Annotated in this window: 18 protein-coding genes; 7 read left to right on the forward strand and 11 right to left on the reverse strand. The window is 48.3% G+C overall.

The window, feature by feature from the left end:
• Positions 1-135 precede the first annotated feature (135 nt).
• Positions 136-903 carry an enoyl-ACP reductase FabI gene (gene fabI, locus H579_RS0122250; protein WP_028302491.1) on the reverse strand — a complete coding sequence of 256 codons (768 nt, stop codon included), beginning with the start codon at positions 901-903 and terminating at the stop codon, positions 136-138.
• Positions 904-1,172: 269 nt separating this feature from the next.
• Complete coding sequence (gene olsF / locus H579_RS27155) at positions 1,173-2,975, reverse strand: bifunctional ornithine lipid synthase OlsF (protein WP_084624293.1); 1,803 nt, start codon at positions 2,973-2,975, stop codon at positions 1,173-1,175.
• A 276-nt stretch (positions 2,976-3,251) separates the two neighbouring features.
• Here olsF and H579_RS0122260 point away from each other — a divergent pair, with 276 nt between their 5' ends.
• The gene (locus H579_RS0122260) at positions 3,252-3,683 is read left to right on the forward strand and encodes a PaaI family thioesterase (RefSeq protein ID WP_028302492.1); all 432 of its coding nucleotides are present in this window, start codon (positions 3,252-3,254) and stop codon (positions 3,681-3,683) included.
• A gap of 16 nt (positions 3,684-3,699) precedes the next feature.
• Here H579_RS0122260 and H579_RS0122265 read toward each other — a convergent pair whose 3' ends face one another.
• Positions 3,700-4,380, reverse strand: coding sequence for a class I SAM-dependent methyltransferase (locus tag H579_RS0122265; protein ID WP_245583348.1), 681 nt, complete (start codon positions 4,378-4,380; stop codon positions 3,700-3,702).
• A 321-nt stretch (positions 4,381-4,701) separates the two neighbouring features.
• The gene (locus H579_RS0122270) at positions 4,702-5,295 is read right to left on the reverse strand and encodes an LPP20 family lipoprotein (RefSeq protein ID WP_028302494.1); all 594 of its coding nucleotides are present in this window, start codon (positions 5,293-5,295) and stop codon (positions 4,702-4,704) included.
• 275 nt (positions 5,296-5,570) lie between these two features.
• Here H579_RS0122270 and H579_RS28270 point away from each other — a divergent pair, with 275 nt between their 5' ends.
• Complete coding sequence (locus H579_RS28270; RefSeq protein WP_051228218.1) at positions 5,571-7,817, forward strand: ATP-binding protein; 2,247 nt, start codon at positions 5,571-5,573, stop codon at positions 7,815-7,817.
• A 274-nt stretch (positions 7,818-8,091) separates the two neighbouring features.
• Here H579_RS28270 and serA read toward each other — a convergent pair whose 3' ends face one another.
• Both serA and H579_RS0122285 read right to left on the reverse strand, forming a co-directional pair.
• Positions 8,092-9,321 carry a phosphoglycerate dehydrogenase gene (serA, locus tag H579_RS0122280; protein WP_028302495.1) on the reverse strand — a complete coding sequence of 410 codons (1,230 nt, stop codon included), beginning with the start codon at positions 9,319-9,321 and terminating at the stop codon, positions 8,092-8,094.
• Positions 9,322-9,708: 387 nt separating this feature from the next.
• Positions 9,709-10,047 (reverse strand): MGMT family protein, encoded by a 339-nt coding sequence (locus H579_RS0122285; RefSeq protein WP_245583349.1) that lies wholly within the window; start codon positions 10,045-10,047, stop codon positions 9,709-9,711.
• Between the two features lie 284 nt (positions 10,048-10,331).
• Between H579_RS0122285 and H579_RS0122290 the strand changes: the two genes are divergently transcribed.
• From H579_RS0122290 to H579_RS0122300, 3 genes are all read left to right on the forward strand, one after another.
• Positions 10,332-11,309 carry an ABC transporter substrate-binding protein gene (locus H579_RS0122290; RefSeq protein WP_051228220.1) on the forward strand — a complete coding sequence of 326 codons (978 nt, stop codon included), beginning with the start codon at positions 10,332-10,334 and terminating at the stop codon, positions 11,307-11,309.
• Positions 11,310-11,775: 466 nt separating this feature from the next.
• The gene (locus H579_RS0122295) at positions 11,776-12,666 is read left to right on the forward strand and encodes an ABC transporter permease (protein WP_211224785.1); all 891 of its coding nucleotides are present in this window, start codon (positions 11,776-11,778) and stop codon (positions 12,664-12,666) included.
• Complete coding sequence (locus tag H579_RS0122300) at positions 12,663-13,457, forward strand: ABC transporter ATP-binding protein (RefSeq protein WP_028302499.1); 795 nt, start codon at positions 12,663-12,665, stop codon at positions 13,455-13,457. Before H579_RS0122295 ends, H579_RS0122300 begins: the two co-directional genes overlap by 4 nt.
• A 3-nt stretch (positions 13,458-13,460) precedes the next feature.
• Here the strand turns inward: H579_RS0122300 and H579_RS0122305 are convergent, their stop codons facing one another.
• The 4 genes from H579_RS0122305 to H579_RS0122320 all read right to left on the reverse strand — a co-directional run bounded on the left by H579_RS0122305 (position 13,461) and on the right by H579_RS0122320 (position 16,470).
• Positions 13,461-14,057, reverse strand: a complete 597-nt coding sequence (locus tag H579_RS0122305; protein ID WP_028302500.1) for a hypothetical protein — start codon at positions 14,055-14,057, stop codon at positions 13,461-13,463.
• A 19-nt stretch (positions 14,058-14,076) separates the two neighbouring features.
• Positions 14,077-14,463, reverse strand: coding sequence for a type II toxin-antitoxin system YafO family toxin (locus H579_RS0122310; protein WP_036567239.1), 387 nt, complete (start codon positions 14,461-14,463; stop codon positions 14,077-14,079).
• Positions 14,460-14,753, reverse strand: coding sequence for a type I toxin-antitoxin system antitoxin YafN (yafN, locus tag H579_RS0122315; RefSeq protein ID WP_028302502.1), 294 nt, complete (start codon positions 14,751-14,753; stop codon positions 14,460-14,462). The genes H579_RS0122310 and yafN overlap by 4 nt, the downstream gene beginning before the upstream one ends.
• A gap of 256 nt (positions 14,754-15,009) precedes the next feature.
• Complete coding sequence (locus H579_RS0122320; protein WP_028302503.1) at positions 15,010-16,470, reverse strand: aminoacyl-histidine dipeptidase; 1,461 nt, start codon at positions 16,468-16,470, stop codon at positions 15,010-15,012.
• 325 nt (positions 16,471-16,795) lie between these two features.
• On the opposite strand from H579_RS0122320, the gene H579_RS0122325 reads away from it, so the two are divergent.
• A complete protein-coding gene (locus H579_RS0122325) occupies positions 16,796-17,083 on the forward strand; it encodes a sll1863 family stress response protein (RefSeq protein ID WP_028302504.1) in 288 nt (95 codons plus the stop codon).
• A gap of 117 nt (positions 17,084-17,200) precedes the next feature.
• A complete protein-coding gene (locus tag H579_RS27165; protein ID WP_051228222.1) occupies positions 17,201-17,662 on the forward strand; it encodes a sll1863 family stress response protein in 462 nt (153 codons plus the stop codon).
• A 124-nt stretch (positions 17,663-17,786) separates the two neighbouring features.
• Here H579_RS27165 and H579_RS0122335 read toward each other — a convergent pair whose 3' ends face one another.
• On the reverse strand, positions 17,787-19,277 hold the full coding sequence (locus H579_RS0122335; RefSeq protein ID WP_028302505.1) for a carboxypeptidase M32: 1,491 nt from the start codon (positions 19,275-19,277) through the stop codon (positions 17,787-17,789).
• Between the last annotated feature and the right edge of the window lie 126 nt (positions 19,278-19,403).

The raw sequence follows: 19,403 nt of genomic DNA on the forward strand, positions 1-19,403 counted from the left end.
CTGTGGGCCTTGCGTCGGGTACAAGACGTTATAATAAGGATTCTCTGCTGAGAGTCTGCGAATCGTTGCCGTTGGGATAAAAAAGCCGGGCATTAGCCCGGCAAAATAAGTATTCAGAAGACGATAAAGAAGATGTTACGCCATGATGTGGTGGCCCGCGTCCACGTAGTGAACGCCACCAGTAATGGCTGAAGACATAGGGCTGACCAGGAAGGCAGTCATGTTGCCCACTTCATCCGGGGTACCCAGGCGGTGTAGTGGGGAATGACTTGCCGCTTCGTTCAGCAGCTCGTCAAAGTGATCAATACCAGAACCGGCACGGGTCATCATAGGGCCTGGTGATACACTGTTTACACGAATATTCTTCTCACCCAGTTCAGCGGCCAGGTAGCGCACAGAGCTTTCCAGTGCTGACTTGATTGGGCCCATCATATTGTAGTGGTCTACAACTTTCTCAGAACCGTAGTAGCTCATAGTGATGATAGAACCGCCGTTCTTCATCAGCGGCTCAGCACGTTTTGCCATACGAATCAGAGAGTGACAGGAGATATCCATCGCACGTGCAAAGCCTTCGCTGGTGGAGTCCACAACGCGGCCATGTAACTCATCCAGAGGAGACCAGGCGATCGAGTGAACCAAAAAGTCAATCTCGCCCCACTCTTCTTCAATGGTTTGGAAAACAGCGTCCAGCTCTTCCTGGCTTTCCACATTCATTGGCAGGAGCAAGCGAGCATCTAGCTCCTCAGCCAGAGGTTCAACATACTTACGGGACTTTTCGTTCAGGTAGGTCACTGCCAGCTCTGCACCAGCGGCTTTCAGCGCCTTGGCACAGCCGTAAGCAATACTGCTTTCATTAGCAATACCTACGACCAGGCCTTTTTTTCCTTCCAAAGACAGCGTCATTACATTTCTCCATTAAAATAGGTCTGTAGATTCAGACAAACAAAGATATCATTCAGTCAATGATAGTTGATGCAGTGCAGTATATCGAAGGGAATATGCCACCGCGTTGACAGATTAGAGACGGTTTAATGACAGCGTTTGTAGGGTTTTTACTTAAGAAACAAGAGCGTAAGCATAAAGAGCCGACTCCCAAGCACGATAATTAAATCAGCTGCGAGTAGGCTCTATCGATAAGGTTTGGCGCTACGACCATAGCCTGATCAGTGAGATTACGACACTGATAGCGAGTGGTCTGTCTGAAGATTGATCACTTGTATATTGCCGTTGCTGTCTGTCGGTATTTGGGCTCCTGCCCCCAGACCGTTATGGATATAGCGCTCTTTCTTGCGCTCTTTCACCTTTTCCAGGTCCACCAGAATAAAACCATCAATACAGTAGCCAAAATCCGCATCGACACTGAAATCCATAAACTGGATACCGCCTTCTTCACACAGTTCTGTATACTGCTTGTACAGGGTGGGTACTGTGACTCCCAAATGATCCAGCTGTTCCCTCAGGATCAGAAAATCCCCCTGAGCATCGTCACCGGAGAAGAGCTGATACATCTCTTTTTGTACTTCAGGTGAGAGTTGGTAAGGGGCATTGGCTTTCGCCAGACTATGCTCTGAGCCATGATAGTGGCTGTAGTAATACACAATCATATCCTTGGCAGCCTGAGGGTAACTATTACTCAGACTCACCGGGCCAAACATATAGCGAATTTCCGGGTTGTGGCGCAGATAAGCCCCAATGCCAAACCAGAGATAATCCAGGCTGCGTTTGCCCCAGTATTTGGGCTGGACAAAGCTGCGTCCCAGCTCAATCCCCTTGGTCAACTTATCTTCCAGCATCGGTGAGATGGAAAACAGTTCGTTGCAGTAGAGCGCATCCAGGCCTTCTGCCGTGATCAAGGGCCCGGCTTCGGCAATACGGTAGGCTCCGACAATCTCCAGCTCATCCTCATCCCACAGCACGATATGGCGATAGTAGCGATCATAGTTGTCCAGATCCCGTTTTTCGCCACTGCCCTCACCGACACGGCGGAATGAGATCTCGCGCAAACGCCCCAGCTCCTTCATCACAATGGAGTTTTTAGGCGCATCAAACAGGTAGATCTGTTTACCGTCCCGGGTTTCGCCCAGCAGCTGTGATTGCTTCAGTTCCCTGCGCAGAATGCGGCGATCTTCCGGGTGCGCGATACTTTTTTCGGTCTGAAAGATTGGCTTACCATTTTTGCTGAGGCGATAAACATGCTTCTTCAGTAGTTTGGCTTTATCCCGGTTTGATAAGTTATCGATATCCAGCTGAGACATCGGAATACTTTGGCCGATACGCACCGGTAAGCGCACCTGACGCTGTTTAAACATCTCCCGCAGCAGCATCAAGGTGCCCAGTGGTTTGGCCAGCGTTGACATGCTGTAAAACAAGGAGGAGTTACGCCCGCCCACATGGATCGGCAAGATAGGATTGTTGGTCTTGCGGGCAAAATGCAGGAAGCCCGCCTGCCAGCGACCATCTTTAATACCTGCAGGTCCCGCGCGGGAGACTTCTCCAGCCGGGAATACAATCACCGCTTCATCATTTTTCAGGGCATCAAGAATACGCGTCGTACTCTGCTTGTAGCCCCTTTGCGTCATATTATCCACAGGCAGTAGCAAAGGCTGCAGAGGTGCAAACTGCATCAGCACATCATTGGCTACAATACGCACATCACGACGCACGCTACGGACCAGCTTTAGCAAGGCAAGACCATCCAGAGTGCCAATCGGGTGGTTAGCAATAATCACAACCCGGCCTTCTGTCGGAATGTTTTCCCGCTCACTGTCACTGACGACCAGGCTGAAATCAAAGTAGTCTAAGACCAAATCGACAAACTCAGCGGCGTCCACATCCTGATGCTTATCGAGAAAACGGTTGATCTCCTGTTCCCGGCACAACCAACGCAGGAAACGGAATAAACCGTTTTTAACGATAGGGTTGCGACGGGAGATGGCAGGAAACTTATCATTGACCACTTGTTCGATATTTACCACGAGATCACCTGTTACTGAATGGATAGGTGTTACAACTGCACTTTTATGGCAACTCTAGGCAGTCGCCGTGACAGAAAACTGACACAGGGGTGTCAGTTTGGTGACATAAGATGATCAAGAACCCGCTTTGAACGCGGCAGGAGTACCGGTGGGGAAGAGGTATGAGGTTTGTGCGAGTGATGGATTAATCGTTAGATTAAAGGCTTTTCAGTGAGTTAGCATACAGGCCTTAGGCGAGTGTATGGCATAACAATAGGATAAAAAGGAGTCGATAAGATGAAGCAAGCGCACTTCAGCAAACTGGAAAATATGTATCTGGCAGGACGCTGTAATGACCTTTACCAGCCGACAATTCTGGTTGAAAAGGGACAGGCCACCATCAGTTTTGCAGTACAAGAGAGTTTCTTCCATGCCGCTGGGGCTGTTCACGGTTCGGTCTATTTTAAAGCCTTGGATGATGCAGCTTACTTTGCCTCAAACTCACTAGAGCCACGCTTTTTTATGGTTACTTCCAGTTTTACCACTTATTTTCTGCGCCCTGTGACTCAGGGACAGCTTAAAGCCGTAGGCAAGGTGATCAGCCGCAGTAAATCCCAGATGATTGCCGAGGCCATTGTCTATGATGACAGGGGCAAAGAGGTTGCTCGTGGCAGTGGCACCTTTATGCGCAGCACCACTGAGCTGAGTGAAGAGATCGGTTATTGCTAAAACACTCGCTATGAGGCTACAGCGGTTTTCTGAACAGCACCACATCGTTATCGACAATCTCCAGCTCAAGGCCATAGTGCCGTGCCAACCAGTGAAAGCTGGCGTCGGAGAAAAAAGTGATATGGGTCTGATCATTTTTATAATGCCAACGGGCAAAAGCGGCTTGATTAAGCACCCGCTTGGTCATAATCCCCAGGTAGCCACCGGGGTTAAGAATATTCAGTAAGCGCTCCAGTTCGGTTTTGGGGGCGGCCAGGTGCTCAAACACTTCGGTACTGGTGATAAAGTCGTAGCTTTGCTCCAGCACCCTGGGGTGATCGGCAAAGTAGAGGTCGTAGACACTCATCTCATACCCCTGCTCTTCAAGCATCAGCGACAAGGTCGGGCCAGGACCACAGCCAAAATCCAGGCCTTTACTGCCCTTGGGTAAGCGCTGTTGAATAGGCAATGCCATACGGCTGAGAAAACGACGATAGCCCTCATCGTTCGGGCTATTTTCATGCTGCTGATAGATCGCTTTCTCGTCATCACAGGACAGCTGCTGGGCTTTCGCCACAAAGACCAGATCACACTGCTGGCAATGCCAGTAATCCCGGCGTTTATCACTATGATAATGGGCGAACTCCTGCCCCTGACAGAGTGGGCATGGCGTGATAGGGGCCGGTTTCAGGGCCGGAGCGTTGTCTGGAGAGTACAAGAGCAATAACCTATTACTTGAAAGATGCCAAATCATAGCCTGAGAGCGGTGAATGCAAAACCCAACGTGGCTCTCCATCGCAACAAAAACCTGCTCTATGTAGCAGGCTGGGTATCTATTGTTATTTTATTGTCTACGGCATTGGCTTTTTGGCAGTTTCGCTTCATCACTGAAGCCTTAGCTAGAAGTGCAGTTCAAGGAGTGGTTTTTACTATCCGTATTCCCTGCAAACGGTAGCTCAGAATCAAAAGATAGATAAAAAGGCTTGAAGTACTATCTCTCCAAGCCTGTTACCGTAAGCGCTCTCCCCAAACCTGCTAACTACTGCAGTGACTGTTCCAGCTCCTGCTGTGCTTTATAGGCACGGAATTCCTCATACATGGCGCGTTCAGAGGTTGGTGTCATCTCAACCTTGGCCGCGGCCATCGCACTATCAAAAATGGCCTTGGTCTGTTGTTGGCCATAACCCACCATCACACAATACTGGTTTTTATCATTGATCTTAAAGTAGCCGCCTTCCAACACCTTGGTACCGCGTAAGTTTTGCTCCGTCACTTGCTTGGAGACACTTTCAAAGGTTGAGCCAGAGGTCATGGCCTTTTCACTTTCGGTTACTCTCTGATAGGTCTTATCCATTGCTTTGATACGGCTTTCGATAGACTGAGCGATCATGGCTCGGGAGTTGGCAATGGCGCGTTTTTTATCCAGTGTCATATTACCACTGGAGCCGACACAGGCACTCTCTGCAATGCCATCTTCTACGATGGGTTGATCGATCCAGGCGGGATAATCCCGTGGTGTCAGCGCAGGTTCAGCCGTTTCGGCGGTCGTTTCATCTTTTTTGGAAGAGCTGCCACAGGCGGATAAAACCAGAGCCAGTGATAGTGTTGTTAAGGGGAGTAAGTTTTTTTTCATGGTGCAGTTCTAATCCTAGAGAGTTGAGCTAAAGTGCAGAGTCACCCGATCTATATAGATTCCGATATTGGCAGATGTTCCGGGTCTTGAATACCGGAATAGACCGCTAATCCGTTGACCAGAACTAAGCTCAGGCTGGCAAAAAATACTCAGGGGAACATGGCATGTCTTATCCCCGCTAATGTCGCTTCTGCCGGGCAAACGTATATTCTCCCTTGAGGAGTGCCATGTCATAGCCTATTAGTTAAGGGTAGGATGGATCATAGGTTGCTGTTATGTCGGCTAAAATTGGCAATACACTTGCCCGCAGAGCGTTATGGATTTTTACCCCTCTTATTTCGTTGACCATTATCGCTGGCGTTTTGCTGCTATTTGAACATTTTTTTCTAAGTGCTCAGAGCCTCTATCTGGAACAGGTTGCTCTGTACGCTAAAGAACGTATTGCACGGGAGCGTGTGCATTTTCAGTTGGCAGAATCACATCTAAATAAAATACAGGATAGCTTTATCCAGCGTTTTAATGCATTGGATCAACCGGACTATAACGCCCGTTTTCAGCAGTTGATGCAGTTGGAGGAGGATGGTAGTTGGCGAAATGCTGTGGCTTATAACGATCTGAATGAGTACTCGGGCAACTATATTGATGATGATACACAGGTGACCGATGAGCTGAAAAAGAAGATGGTGATTTTTTCCGATCTGACTAATCAGTTTGGACCCGGCTGGCATAAAGAGTTTTCCAACTTGTTTATTATTGGCCAGGAAAACTTTATTTCTGTGTATTGGCCAGAAGTACACTGGACCCGTTTTTTGGATACGGGTGTCGATTTAACGGAACAGAAAAACTATTACCATGGGCATCACACACAGATACAGAGTCAGCCAGAAAAGGAGTCGCTGAATGTCGGGCATAAGTCGGATGATAAAGCCGAGTGGACTGGGGTTTATTACGATAATGTCGCCAGTAAATGGCTGGTCAGCAGCATAGCGCCTTTAAAGCTGAATCAGCAGCAGATTGGGACTATAGGCCATGATCTTTATCTGAATGAGATGTTCCAACGTACTTTAAATGAAAGCTATCCGGGGGCATTTAATTTTCTGTTTTCTCATACTGGAAAGGTGATTGTTTATCCGGGCTTGATGGAGCAACTGTTTATTGCTGAAGGGCAGTTGGACATTCAGGCTGTAGATCTGCCATTACTGACAGAAGCTTATGATCGGGTAAAGACGTTTGGTCATAGCTGGCATGAATACCGCTCTGATAGAGGTGACTATTTTGTTGTTCTAAGTCATCTTCCTGAGCCGGATTGGTTTTTTGCTACGGCATACCCGATGCAGGAGTTGACTGCAAAAGCCTGGAAGGAAGCTCAACTGGTGCTTTATCTGGGAGCATTCTTATTAGCCATTACCCTGGGTATGGTCTATTGGTTACTGCATTGGCAGGTAGGTAAACCTCTGCAACAGTTTATTTTTGCCACCCACGGCATTGCCCAGGGGGATCGTAATATCTATCTGGATGATGATAGAGATGATGAGCTGGGTAATCTCGCGACAAGCTTTCTTAAGATGCAAAAAGCGATTCGTGCTCAGACTTCCCAGCTTACCCGTGAAATTCATGAGAAAAACCTCGCTCAACAGCAGCTGGAAAAAGCTCACCATGAGTTGCAAGAGATCAACGACCAGCTGGAGCTCAGAGTCTTACAACGTACGGAATCCCTTAAGCTGGCTAATGATGAGTTATCTGCAGCGATGCAACAGCTGAAGGATACTCAGGTCCAGTTGGTAGAAGCTGAAAAAATGTCATCACTGGGCAGTCTGGTCGCTGGGGTTGCTCATGAGATAAACACCCCGGTAGGTATCTGCCTGACTGCAGCTTCCAGTATGCAGGATGATCTGAAGGCGTTGCAGAAGAAGTATCAAAATAAGGCGATGACAGAAACGGATTTTTCCGGTTATCTGGCACGCACCGATGATACGTTACAGATTATGATGACGAATAATCGTCGAGCCTCGGAACTGATCCGCAGTTTTAAACAGGTCGCCGTAGACCAATCCAGTGAAGAGCGGCGTCAGTTTATTCTCAAGCCTTATATTGATGAGGTGCTGCTCTCCCTGCGTCCTAATCTGAAAAAGACCCGACATAAGGTTTCGGTACACTGTGAGGATGATATCGTATTGGATTCCTACCCCGGTGCACTGTTTCAGGTGCTGACCAACCTGATTATGAACTCACTGATTCACGGCTTTGATGAACATGAGCAAGGTGAGATATCACTGGATATTCATCATAACGAGCATGAGCTGACGTTGATCTACAGCGATAATGGCAAGGGTATGAGTGAAGATGCAGTACAGAAGGTGTTCGAGCCTTTTTATACCACCAAGCGGGGCGAAGGCGGCAGCGGCCTAGGCGCACACCTGATCTACAATCTGGTCTCGCAAACCTTGGGCGGTTCGATTCGCTGTGAGAGTACTCCGGGAGAAGGAGCCTGCTTTATGATCTCAGTTCCTTTGGTCGCTTAAGAATCGGACTTATACCAAACAAGATAAGTTGTTGTAGATACCATCTCTCCAAGTCGCCTTCAGGCAATCATCTGATACCGGAGCCAATGTCGGATGGCGCTTCGCTTATCCAGTCTACTCAGATATCAAGAAACTCATCGGGAATGGTATTACAGTGAACCTGACCTTACTGGCTTTTTTCAGTGCTTTTATGATGCCAAGTAAAAAGCCCGACCAATAATGGCCGGGCTTTTTAGTGCTGCACGAGTAGAGAACTCGTTCGGTCTGTACTGTATTAGAACAGTACGCGGGCACGAATGGTGTGCTCAACAGAGCGCAGAGCATCCAGAGCCTGAGAGCTGTACTCTTTATCTACATCAACCACCACATAACCTACGTTTTCATTGGTTTGCAGGTACTGGCCAGAGATGTTAATGCCGTTGTCAGACAGCACCTTGTTGATATTGCTCATAACACCCGGCACGTTTTCGTGCAGGTGTAACAGACGGTGCTGCCCCGGGTGAGATGGCAGTGCCACTTCAGGGATATTCACCGCACTGGTTGTCGTACCGTTGTCACTGTACTTGATCAGCTTCTCGGATACTTCCACACCGATGTTTTCCTGTGCTTCCATAGTGGAGCCACCTACGTGTGGGGTCAGGATCACATTGTCGAATTCGCGCAGTGGCGAGATAAATTCGTCATCGTTAGAGCGTGGCTCAACCGGGAATACGTCGATTGCGGCCCCCAGTAACTTACCACTACGAATCACTTCTGCCAGTGCATCGATATCGACCACGGTACCACGGGCTGCGTTCAGGAAGATAGCATTTTGCTTCATCTCAGCAAACTGCTCAGGGCCCATCATCCATTTAGTCGCCGCGGTTTCCGGTACGTGCAGAGAAACCACATCCGCACGGTTCAGCAGTTCTTTCATAGAACCCACCTGGCTGGCATTACCCAGAGGCAGTTTAGTGATTACATCAAAGTAGATCACCTTCATACCCAGAGATTCAGCCAGTACAGACAGCTGGGAACCAATGCTGCCGTAACCGATAATACCCAGTGTTTTACCACGGATCTCGAAGGAGTTTTTCGCAGACTTCAGCCAGCCACCACGGTGACAAACCGCATTCTTCTCAGGGATACCACGCAGTAACATAATCGCTTCGGCCAGCACCAGTTCTGCCACGGAACGGGTGTTGGAGTATGGCGCGTTAAACACGGTGATACCGCGGGACATAGCGGCTTTCAGATCAACCTGATTGGTACCGATACAGAAGCAACCCACTGCTACCAGTCTCTCCGCAGCGGAGAAAATGTCTTCGGTCAGCTGAGTGCGGGAACGAATGCCGATAAAGTGGGCATCCTTAATAGACTCTTTTAACTGCTCTTCAGGCAGTGACGCGGCATGATACTCAATGTTGGTGTAACCCGCTGCTTTGAAGTTTTCAACTGCAGACTGGTGCACCCCTTCAAGTAGAAGGATTTTGATCTTGCTCTTGTCAAGAGACGTCGTAGCCATTGTACTGGAATCCTCTAACGGTACGGCAACTGTGCCGTGCTGAAGTAAGCTGTAGCGAACAATCTGTTGCGTAGGGGAAGGTGTTGGGGAAAGCTGGCCAATAACTGGCGTACAGAGGTTGTGCCGTCAAGCGTATTTAATAGGGTAAATTGGTAACCTCTGTCTACCACCTTCCGGTAACAACAGGGGCATTATGTTACCACAAGAAAATGTAATATCCGTTCAAGAATTACTCATTTTCATAATGAATCTACTTCATTTGAGAAGGATTTTTACCAAACCTGTGTCTGTGAAGTCTGTTTTTTCACGACTTTACCGGCGTCCCGCCGCTGCGGATCATATATCAGCTTGTTTTGGTCTTGATGTAACAAACCAAGCGGTGAAAAATCAAAAACCGTGTTCATCGGGCCAAAGTTTTTCCTTGGGTAAGCGACCACTGGCCGACACCAATAAACCTTCAGCGGTTAAGCGAGCACTTTGCTCACCGCGGCCATGAAAATCCGCCACCTTAAACTGACTGTTAACCACCCGATGCCAGGGCAGCTGAGTGCCTTCAGGAAGCTGCGATAACATACGTGCTACCTGACGGGCATGAACCCCAGGCAACATCTTCGCCAAGCGACCATAAGTGGTAAAGCGTCCCTGTGGGATCTGACTGAGCAGCAGAAAAATCTGTTCCTGAGGAGATATATCCATAGTGTTTAATTTATTTTCCGATAAATTCACCTGATTCCGGTAATTTTCGCAGTGAGATACTCGACCCCAGAGTCAGATGGGTTATAGTGCTGAGTCATAAGTATCACCTTGCTAGTACGCTGATACAAGGCAGGCGTTTATACCCTGAATCGAATCAGCCTCCCCCTAAGGTGAAATAACTGAAGATAACAAGAGAAGACCGGTGCGCGGGCGCTTTCAGAAGAGCGTCAGAAAAGTTTCTGAAGCGCTGCTAAAGAACTTCTGAAGAGTTTTTAAAGAATGCTCGCCCCAAAGGTTTTACGCTGGAGAAGCACATGCAACTGAACGCTAAGTTTAAAAAATGGGCCGCAGGTTCTCTGCTGGCCGCAGCCACTCTAACCACCAGCCTGATCGCTCAGGCGGAATCCTATGTCGCCATTACCCAGATTGTTGAGCACCCATCGCTGGATGCGATTCGTCAGGGAGTCAAAGATGAGCTGGCAGAGCGTGGTTATAATGAAGGTCAAAACCTGAAGTGGAACTACGAAAGCGCCCAGGGCAACCCGACTATTGCCGCTCAGATTGCGAAAAAGTTTGCTGGTGACGGCCCAGATGTGATTGTGGCGATTACCACGCCTTCGGCACAAACAGCTGTAGCATCGGCCCGTGGTATTCCGGTGGTTTTCTCTGCGGTAACCGATCCTGTGGGTGCTAAGCTGGTTAAGGCTCTGGATAAACCTGGCCGCTGGGTGACGGGTACTACCGATATGCTGCCAATGGGCAAACATATGGATCTGGTGAAACAGGTTGCGCCTGCGGCAAAGTCCGTGGGTGTTATCTTTAATCCCGGTGAAGCTAATGCCGTCAGCTCGGTAAAAATGGTGCATGAAACCGCACCTGAGCGCGGCATGAAAGTGGTAGAAGCCGCCGCAACGAAATCTGCCGATGTACTGGCTGCCGCCCGTTCTCTGGTGGGTAAAGTGGATGCTATCTATCTGCCAATCGATAACACTGTAATCTCCGCGCTGGAAGCGGTGCTGAAAGTGGCTGAGCAGGCGGATATTCCAGTCATTACAGGTGATACTGATTCTGTAAACCGTGGTGCCATCGCTGCGGTAGGTTTTAATTACTACCAGGTGGGGCGTCAGACCGGTGCGATGGTTGAGCGTATCCTGAAAGGCGAAAAACCAAAGAATATCCCGGTTGAGGGTATTGCAACGATGGAGTTGGTGCTGAACCCGGCTGCCGCTGAGCGTATGGGCGTGACCTTGTCTCAGGATCTGATCCAGCAAGCCAAAACCATCGTTAAATAATACCCTTCAAGATAAGTTGCTGTAGGTCGGAAAAGCCGCAAGGCGCCTTCCGACAATAGCTGAGCATCGGAGTCAGTGTCGGATGGCGCTTCGCTTATCCAGCCTACCCTGATAACAAGATATTTATCGGAAGTGATATAGGATGAGCGGTTAGCTAATATCCAGCTGACCACATCTAACTGAGTGAGTTTATCGCTGATTGGGATCACGGATCTTTCTGCCAATCTCTTACAGAATAACTAACTCAGTGACCTCTCTGCCCGTTAAGTTATCCACACCCGGTTAATCCGGCCAGGATATCCACACGGGCAGAGCCATTTTTATCCGTACGCTTTTGTTTTTCGATTTTGCCTCGCGCTTTTTGTTAAAGCCTTGCTGAAAACTGGAGACAAAGCCGCATCGGACGCTAGCCCGGGAGCTTTATCCCGAACTAACCTTAACTCAGGTAACATTAAGCGGAACTATCGTGAGTGCAATAGCCTTTTTCGGAGCCATTGAATCCGGCCTGTTATTTGGTCTGGTAGCCTTTGGTGTTTTTATCGCCTTCAGGGTGCTGGATTTTCCTGATCTGACCGTAGATGGCAGTTTTCCTCTGGGGGCTGCGGTCGCAGCAACACTGATTGTATCCGGCTGGAATCCCTGGGTGGCCACCGCTATGGCGATGGTCGCCGGTTGTATGGCTGGTGCATTAACCGCCTGGTTGAATGTGCGTCTGCAGATTATGAATCTGCTCGCCTCCATTCTGACCATGATTGCGCTTTACTCCATCAACCTGCGCATTATGGGCAAGCCCAATGTAGCCCTGCTGGGTGATGAGACGGTGCTGACGCCGTGGGAAGAACTGGATATCGCCTTCTATCTGATTTCACCGATTCTGCTGACCTTTGTGGTGCTGGCAGTATACTTCCTGCTGGTACGCTTTATGACCTCCGAAACCGGTCTGGCGATGCGTGCCACCGGTGTAAACGCCAAGATGGCCCGTGCTAACGGCGTGCATACCGGACGCTTAACCATTATGGGTGTCGCGCTGGCTAACGGTTTGGTCGGTCTGTCCGGTGCTTTGTTTGCACAAACTCAAGGTACCGCCGATGTCACCATGGGTGTGGGCACCATTGTTGTCGGTCTAGCCGCTGTCATTGGTGGTGAAGCCATTATGTCCACCCGTACCATCGCTCGTTGGCTATTCGCCTGTTTGATTGGTGCCATTCTGTATCGACTGGCCATTGCCGTAGCGCTGAATACCGATGCCTTGGGCCTGCAAGCACAGGATCTGAACCTGATCACTGCCGTACTAGTGACACTGGCGATTGTGATGCCGCGTATGAAAAAGCTGAAGCGTAGCGGAGGTGCTGCATGATCGAAGTAAAAGCACTGCATGTGACCTTTGGTGCGGGTACACCGCTGGAAAATCACGCCCTGCGTGGTATCAATCTGCAGATTCCAGAAGGTCAGTTTGTCACCGTAATCGGCAGTAACGGGGCTGGTAAATCAACGTTTCTAAACTCCCTGGCCGGTGAAGTAATCGCCGATACCGGTAGCATCGCTATTGACAATCAGGACGTCACCCGCTGGCCGACGAATAAGCGCTCTAGCTTGGTAGCACGAGTCTTTCAAGACCCATTAGCAGGCACCTGTGAATCCTTGTCTATAGAAGAAAATATGGCGCTGGCACTGAAACGCGGTCAACGCCGTGGCCTCAGTCGCTCAATGAAAAAAGAGTACAAGGAGCTGTTTCAGGAACGTTTGAGTCGTTTAGGTTTGGGACTGGAAAAGCGTCTGGGTGACCGTATGGGTTTATTATCCGGTGGTCAGCGTCAGGCGGTCAGTCTGCCGATGGCGACTCTTCAGCCGATGAAGATCCTGTTACTGGATGAGCACACCGCCGCACTGGATCCTAAAACTGCCGCGTTTGTATTGGAACTGACCCGCGATATTATCGCTGAGCAGCAGCTGACCGCGCTGATGGTCACTCATTCTATGCGTCAGGCACTGGATGTGGGCGACAGAACCCTGATGTTACATGAAGGCAATATCGCCTTTGATGTGCAGGGTGATGAGCGTGAAGGCCTGGATGTACCTGATCTGTTGGCGCTGTTCTCGCGCAATAAGGGTGAAGAACTCAGTGATGATAGCCTTTTGCTGGGCTAATTGTTAATCAGCAAGAAGTGCTTTAACTTCTTCTCCTGTCATTCTCACTCTGGTAGTTAATTCTTCTGCCAGAGTGAAAACAGATTCTCTGAACCATTCTAAGTTAACTATCTCTGAACAGCTCTTCGAGGCCTCTTTCCCTAGAACGCTCGCTGCGACTCTTCTATCTGTGCTTTCTTTTAGTGCAGAGAATTTACTTTTTCTACTTGAAAGTGGCCCTTTTGTACAAGCCCATATGTGATAACAAAAACTATCGAAGTCACCTTTTCCCTCAGGGAAAAGTTCTACTCCATCAAGATAAAAACTTTCTGCTATGTATCCTGCTCGGGTATAAATTGCCATTTTCCAGTGGAGCTCAAACCCCTCTTCTGTGTTTTTATCAGGATCTCCTAAGTCTTTTCTCTTGCAAGCATATGGATCGTTTACTTGCTCATTATCGGAGATAATTTTCAGTTTCTTATTTCTTCGGTGCTCAGGTTCTGCAGCTAAATCAACCCATACAGCCTCAATCTCAATTTTCTGGTGTAAGGCCATAACAGCATGGGCCGCTTCATGGATAAATTTTCTTTGGTCTTCAATAGGGAATGATTTCAAGTCCATTTACACCTACTCCTTGGTTTTAATAACGTTTTCTGAAGTTCTGAGCCATAACCCCTAACTGATACATCGCTTCATTCTGGCGTGCTTGTTGATGAGCGTCAGGCCTCAACAGAGCCATGAAAAGATAGATATCCGGATTGTTAAAACCCCCGTAGTAAACCAGATGGCTATCACTGGTACGATAAAACTGGAGCTTGCGAATGGGTTGCTCAAGTAAGTGGAGGTGCTTCACTTCTTCTTGCTTGAGAACAGGCAGTGTATTGGGGTGATCATAAGGCACATCCCGACCGAACAGGTCAGGTAGAACGCCTTCCTGTTTATAACGCCTGAAGTCCGTTTCAAGTTGAGTAAGTTCGGATTCGTCTATCGTTTCCCGAATAAGCTTACTTTTAAATATCCTTATCACTCTGAGAAATCATCCAGATCCTCTGGTTTTGCATTAAGAAGCTTCTCTTCGCATAGCCGGGTGATTGTTTCCATTCTGTCAGCATTGGGACGGAACGTGGACTTCACCTCAGGCATTGCTGTTTCGATGAGCTGTACCATGCGCTCATAAAGCTCTGGACTTAACATATAGCCTGCTGTCTTATTGTTTGAAAGAACCGCTACCGGCTCATCCAGAAAATAGTCATTCAGACTTTTTCTGGCTTCAGAGATTGAGACAGTTTTTTCTGCCAAGATGACATGAGTCGCCATGTGAAAGCCTCTTTCGTGCTAAATTTAATACAATATTTTGTATCAATTTGGGTTGTCTAAGAAGTGTGATCCAGTGATGAGCAACTGTCAAATAGTGGTTTGATTCATAAGGTGGTGATCTGGCCGTCGAGCAGTATCAACCTGCTTGTTGATTTTTAGCGGAAGTATATGGGGTTTTCTGTGCAGCAAAAGCGGTATGGATAAGAGCCAAAGGTATTTCAGGATCAAATACCTTTAGCTCCAAATCCTCAGCCTGCTACGGCAAACGCTGCACCAGCAGGGTTAGTAATTGCCAGAACTCTTCCACAGATCTCAGCTCCACCTTCTCTTCCGGCGAGTGTGCGCCACGGATCAGCGGACCAAAGGAGATCATATCCAGTTCAGGATATTTTGCGCCAATAATGCCGCACTCCAGCCCTGCATGAATCACCTTCACATGGGCTTCCTGACCCATCAGCTCTTTATGACAATCCTGGAAGTGTTGCAGCAGATCTGATTTGGCATTGGGTGTCCAGCCTGGGTAAGCGCCATCAAACTCAACGTTTGCACCAATCAGCTGGAAGCCACTACGAATACGTTCTGCCAGGGCTTGAGTCGCACTGTCTTTGAGAGATCGAACCAGAAGACAGGCTTCAAACTCCGCCTGATTACCATCATGTATCAGGGTGACAATGCCCAGGTTATTAGAAGTTTCCACCACACCAGCAAAACCGCTGTTGCTCATCTGCTCAACACCACAAGGAGCCGCATTCAGTACGTTGATTAGCTGTTGGGTATCACTAATAGATAACGACTGATCAGCTTGAGATTCAGTCACCTGCACGATCAACTCATGATCCGTTTCAGCCAACTCTTTATTAAATACGGCCACTTGCTGCTTTAGTGCATCGCTAAAGGCTACGTGTAGATCCGCAGCCAAAGTAATGACCGCTTCGGCTTCGCGAGGAATCGCATTACGCAGCGTACCGCCATTAAAGCTCGCCAAACGGAAAGCAAATTCAGTCTGTAGGGTATTAAGCGCACGTACTAACAGCCGATTGGCATTGCCCCGGCCTTTATCGATATCCAGGCCGGAGTGACCACCACGCAGACCGGTAAACAGGATTTTTAAAGCACCATCTGCGTTACTGTGCAGGTCAAAGTGATGGTTAACGTTGACATCGACACCACCGGCACAACCCACATACACATCACCACGATCCTCGGAATCCAGATTTAGCAGCCATTTTCCTGTCAGCCAATTTTCCTGCAGTTCCAATGCGCCACGCATGCTGCTTTCTTCTTCAATGGTCAGCAGCAGCTCAATAGGACCGTGTGGGATATCATCTGCATCCAGAATTGCCAGACCTGCAGCCACACCCAGTCCATTATCCGCGCCCAGGGTAGTGCCTGTTGCCGTTAACCAACCGTCCTGAATCTGAGTGGCAATAGGGTCGGTCAGAAAATCGTGCTCAGAATCCTGATTGGCCTGGGCCACCATATCCACATGGCCCTGAATCACAATGGTTTTGCGCTGCTCACATCCGGCTGTGGCGGGCTTTTTAATCAGCAAATTGCCCGCAGCATCGCGTTCGTGAGCAAAGCCTTTGCTGTCGGCCCAGTGTTCCAGTTTTTTGACAATAGCGGTTTCATGCTCAGAAGGACGGGGCGTGTTCGCCAGCAGTTTAAAGAAAGACCATAATGGCTGAGGTGCCAGTTCGGACAGGTGTGCGTTTATCATATCTTTGCTCGTATGCTATCTGTGGTATGCCGGGCTATTCAGCCCGCCACGACCAGGTGTTTCGGGTTCTCTATATTGTATTCAATCCTGAAAGTTTATCCGAGTGATATGTTTTTAATTGGATTGTATGCATATTTTTAATATGCTTTATTGTCTTTTGTAATCTTTTTGTTTTCTGTTTTTCTGATTATTTGACATCTAGTTCCTGTTTTATTATGCTTTTTAACAAGCTTCTTATCGTTTTTATTCGATAAGGTGAATTCTCAGTTAACGTACCTGACGTGCTTTGCAAAAAGATGATGGTAAAGGGGTTAATTGAAATATGAGTACTAAAGAGGATTATCAGAAGAAAATTGAAGCTCAGCTGCATGAGTGGAAAACTGATATTGAGCAACTTAAGGCTAAAGCAGATGCTGCCAATAGCTCTGTAAATAAAGAACTTTACGAACAGGTTGATGAGCTGAAAGCTAAGCGTGATAAGCTTTCCAGTGAAATTGATCAGCTTAAGCAATCCAGTGGTGATGCCTGGCATGATATGAAGTCAGGTGTTGAGCTGGCCCGAGAGTCCCTTTCTATCGCAATTAAATCTGCATCTGAGCGATTTGACTGACGTATCTGACAGGCTTTGTTTCTGGCAATAAAAAGATAAAACTTAACTAATAAGTTATTAAGTTTTGTTGTTTGGTGTTAATTGTCAATGTTTTAATATAAGTTATCAGGTGTTGTTATGTTTTTTAATCGTAATTTTTTATCTGCTTTTATTGTACTTTTTTCTGTCTCATCAACGGTTCTGGCTGCACAGGACGATGTCTCGGTTAAAGATATAAAACAGGAAACTAAAGATGTCATTACAACGTTACAGGCTTATACAAACGAGCAGAAGCAAGAAGCTTTGAAGACAGCTGAACAGGCGATACAAAATATTGATTCCAGAATTGATCAGCTTGAAAACCGGATGGATCAGCAATGGGATCAACTTGGCGAAGATGTCCGCTCAGAGAGTCGACAGGCGCTGAGAGAGCTTCGTAAAGATCGAATCAGACTGGCGGAATGGTATGGTGGCATGAAGGAAGGCAGTCATGATGCCTGGTCAGAGATGAAAGATGGCTTTAATGAAGCTTATCAGTCTATTGCTGACGCCTGGCAGGATGCTGAAGCGGCATTTGACCAGCAGGCCGATAACTCCTGATTACCAGGGGAGGCCTTTATTGTCTGACAATAGGGTGAAATATCAGGCCGCTATTATTGCCAATACATAACCAATGTCTTATGCCGGGGTGGGGATCTTATTCCTCACCCCGGTGCTGCCTTAATTACCGAACCTGATGCAGATAACGGTTTTCTAAGTGTTCGCGGAAATACTGTGGATTCAGCGCCTCACCACTAGCGGCTTGAACCAGTTCAGGCGTGGTCAGGAAGCTGGCTTTCTGCCAGATATTATCATTCAGCCATTGGCTGATCTGACTCAAGTCACCTGCTTCAATCTGAGTTTCGACATCACTGATCTGCTGCTGAATGCAGTGGAACCACTGCGCGGCATACATAGCCCCTAGAGTATAGCTTGGGAAGTAACCAAAGCTGCCATCGGTCCAGTGAATATCCTGCATACAACCGTCTTTAAAGTTGCCCGCCGTGTCGATGCCCAGATAAGACTGCATCTTCTGCTGCCATAGATCCGGGATATCATCCACTTCGATCTCACCCTCTACCAGCGCCTTTTCTATCTCATAACGCAGCATCACATGGGCGGGGTAAGTGACTTCATCGGCATCAACCCGAATAAAGCCAGGTTCAACCTGGGTGTACAGTTGGTACAGATTTTCTGGGCTAAAAGCGTCTTGTGCACCAAAGGTCTCGCTGATCTTAGGTGACAGGTGTTTCAGGAAGCTACGACTGCGGCCCACCTGCATCTCAAAAAACAGGCTTTGGCTTTCGTGAATACCCATGGAGCGGGCTTCACCCACCGGTTGTCCCAGCCAGTTGCGGGGCAGGTTCTGTTCGTAACGGGCATGACCGGTTTCATGGATTACGCCCATCATGCTTTCAGCAAAAGAGTCGGTGTTATAACGGGTGGTCAGGCGCACATCTTCAGGAACACCACCACAGAAGGGGTGGCTGCTGACATCCAAACGACCGGCGTCAAAATCAAAGCCCAGCAGTTCCATAGCATACTGGCCTAGCTGTTTTTGCTGCTCGATGCTAAATGGTCCTTGAGGTTTTGGCAGATCACGGGATTTCTGTTGCTCCTGCACATTCTGGATAAGGTCCGGCAGCCAGGTACGCAGATCACCAAACAGACGATCGACTTCAGCAGAGCGCATACCCGGCTCATACAGGTCCATCAGGGCATCATAGGGTGATAGGCCCGTTTTCTCGGAGCGCAGTTGCGCTTCTTCCCGGCTGAGTTTGACCACTTCTTTTAGATTTTCCGCAAAGCCAGCCCAGTCATTTTCTTTACGCTGAGTACGCCAGGCGTGCTCACACTTAGCGCCAGCCTTTGATTTGGCCAGTACCAGATCTTCCGGTAGGGCATGGGCATTTTCGATTTGACGCTTAATCTCACGCAGACTGGCTTGCTGATCAGAATCCAGCGCCTCCTGTTCAGCCGCGGCTAACCAGTCGCTGACCTCATCGGCAGTGGCTAAACGGTGGCATAAGCCACCCAGTTCTGCCATGGCATTGGCTCGGGCTTCATTACTCTTGGGTGGCATCATTGCAGCTTGGTCCCAACCGGCAATACTTAATAGATGGCTGTAGTGATGCAGTTGTTGAAAGCGTTCGGTAAGTTTTTGATAGTGATTCATAGGCGATCTCTGACAGGCAGATTATTTGTGGGCTGCCTGAAAATGGCTGGAAGACGGTACGGTTGACTATTTAACATCTGCCAAAGTTTTGCGACAAATCAGCATTTTCTGGGGATGTGTAAAAAA

Source organism: Oceanospirillum beijerinckii DSM 7166 (genome assembly GCF_000422425.1).
Taxonomy (GTDB): Bacteria; Pseudomonadota; Gammaproteobacteria; order Pseudomonadales; family Halomonadaceae; genus Oceanospirillum; species Oceanospirillum beijerinckii.

Bases quoted from the DNA above. Each gene is read 5' to 3' on its own strand.
- H579_RS0122270 (WP_028302494.1), bottom strand. From the start codon at position 5,295: ATGAAAAAAAACTTACTCCCCTTAACAACACTATCACTGGCTCTGGTT.
- H579_RS0122305 (WP_028302500.1), bottom strand. From the start codon at position 14,057: ATGGACTTGAAATCATTCCCTATTGAAGACCAAAGAAAATTTATCCAT.
- yafN (WP_028302502.1), bottom strand. From the start codon at position 14,753: ATGGCGACTCATGTCATCTTGGCAGAAAAAACTGTCTCAATCTCTGAA.
- H579_RS0122290 (WP_051228220.1), top strand. From the start codon at position 10,332: ATGCAACTGAACGCTAAGTTTAAAAAATGGGCCGCAGGTTCTCTGCTG.
- H579_RS0122260 (WP_028302492.1), top strand. From the start codon at position 3,252: ATGAAGCAAGCGCACTTCAGCAAACTGGAAAATATGTATCTGGCAGGA.
- H579_RS0122325 (WP_028302504.1), top strand. From the start codon at position 16,796: ATGAGTACTAAAGAGGATTATCAGAAGAAAATTGAAGCTCAGCTGCAT.
- H579_RS0122300 (WP_028302499.1), top strand. From the start codon at position 12,663: ATGATCGAAGTAAAAGCACTGCATGTGACCTTTGGTGCGGGTACACCG.
- H579_RS28270 (WP_051228218.1), top strand. From the start codon at position 5,571: ATGTCGGCTAAAATTGGCAATACACTTGCCCGCAGAGCGTTATGGATT.
- fabI (WP_028302491.1), bottom strand. From the start codon at position 903: ATGACGCTGTCTTTGGAAGGAAAAAAAGGCCTGGTCGTAGGTATTGCT.
- H579_RS27165 (WP_051228222.1), top strand. From the start codon at position 17,201: ATGTTTTTTAATCGTAATTTTTTATCTGCTTTTATTGTACTTTTTTCT.
- serA (WP_028302495.1), bottom strand. From the start codon at position 9,321: ATGGCTACGACGTCTCTTGACAAGAGCAAGATCAAAATCCTTCTACTT.
- H579_RS0122335 (WP_028302505.1), bottom strand. From the start codon at position 19,277: ATGAATCACTATCAAAAACTTACCGAACGCTTTCAACAACTGCATCAC.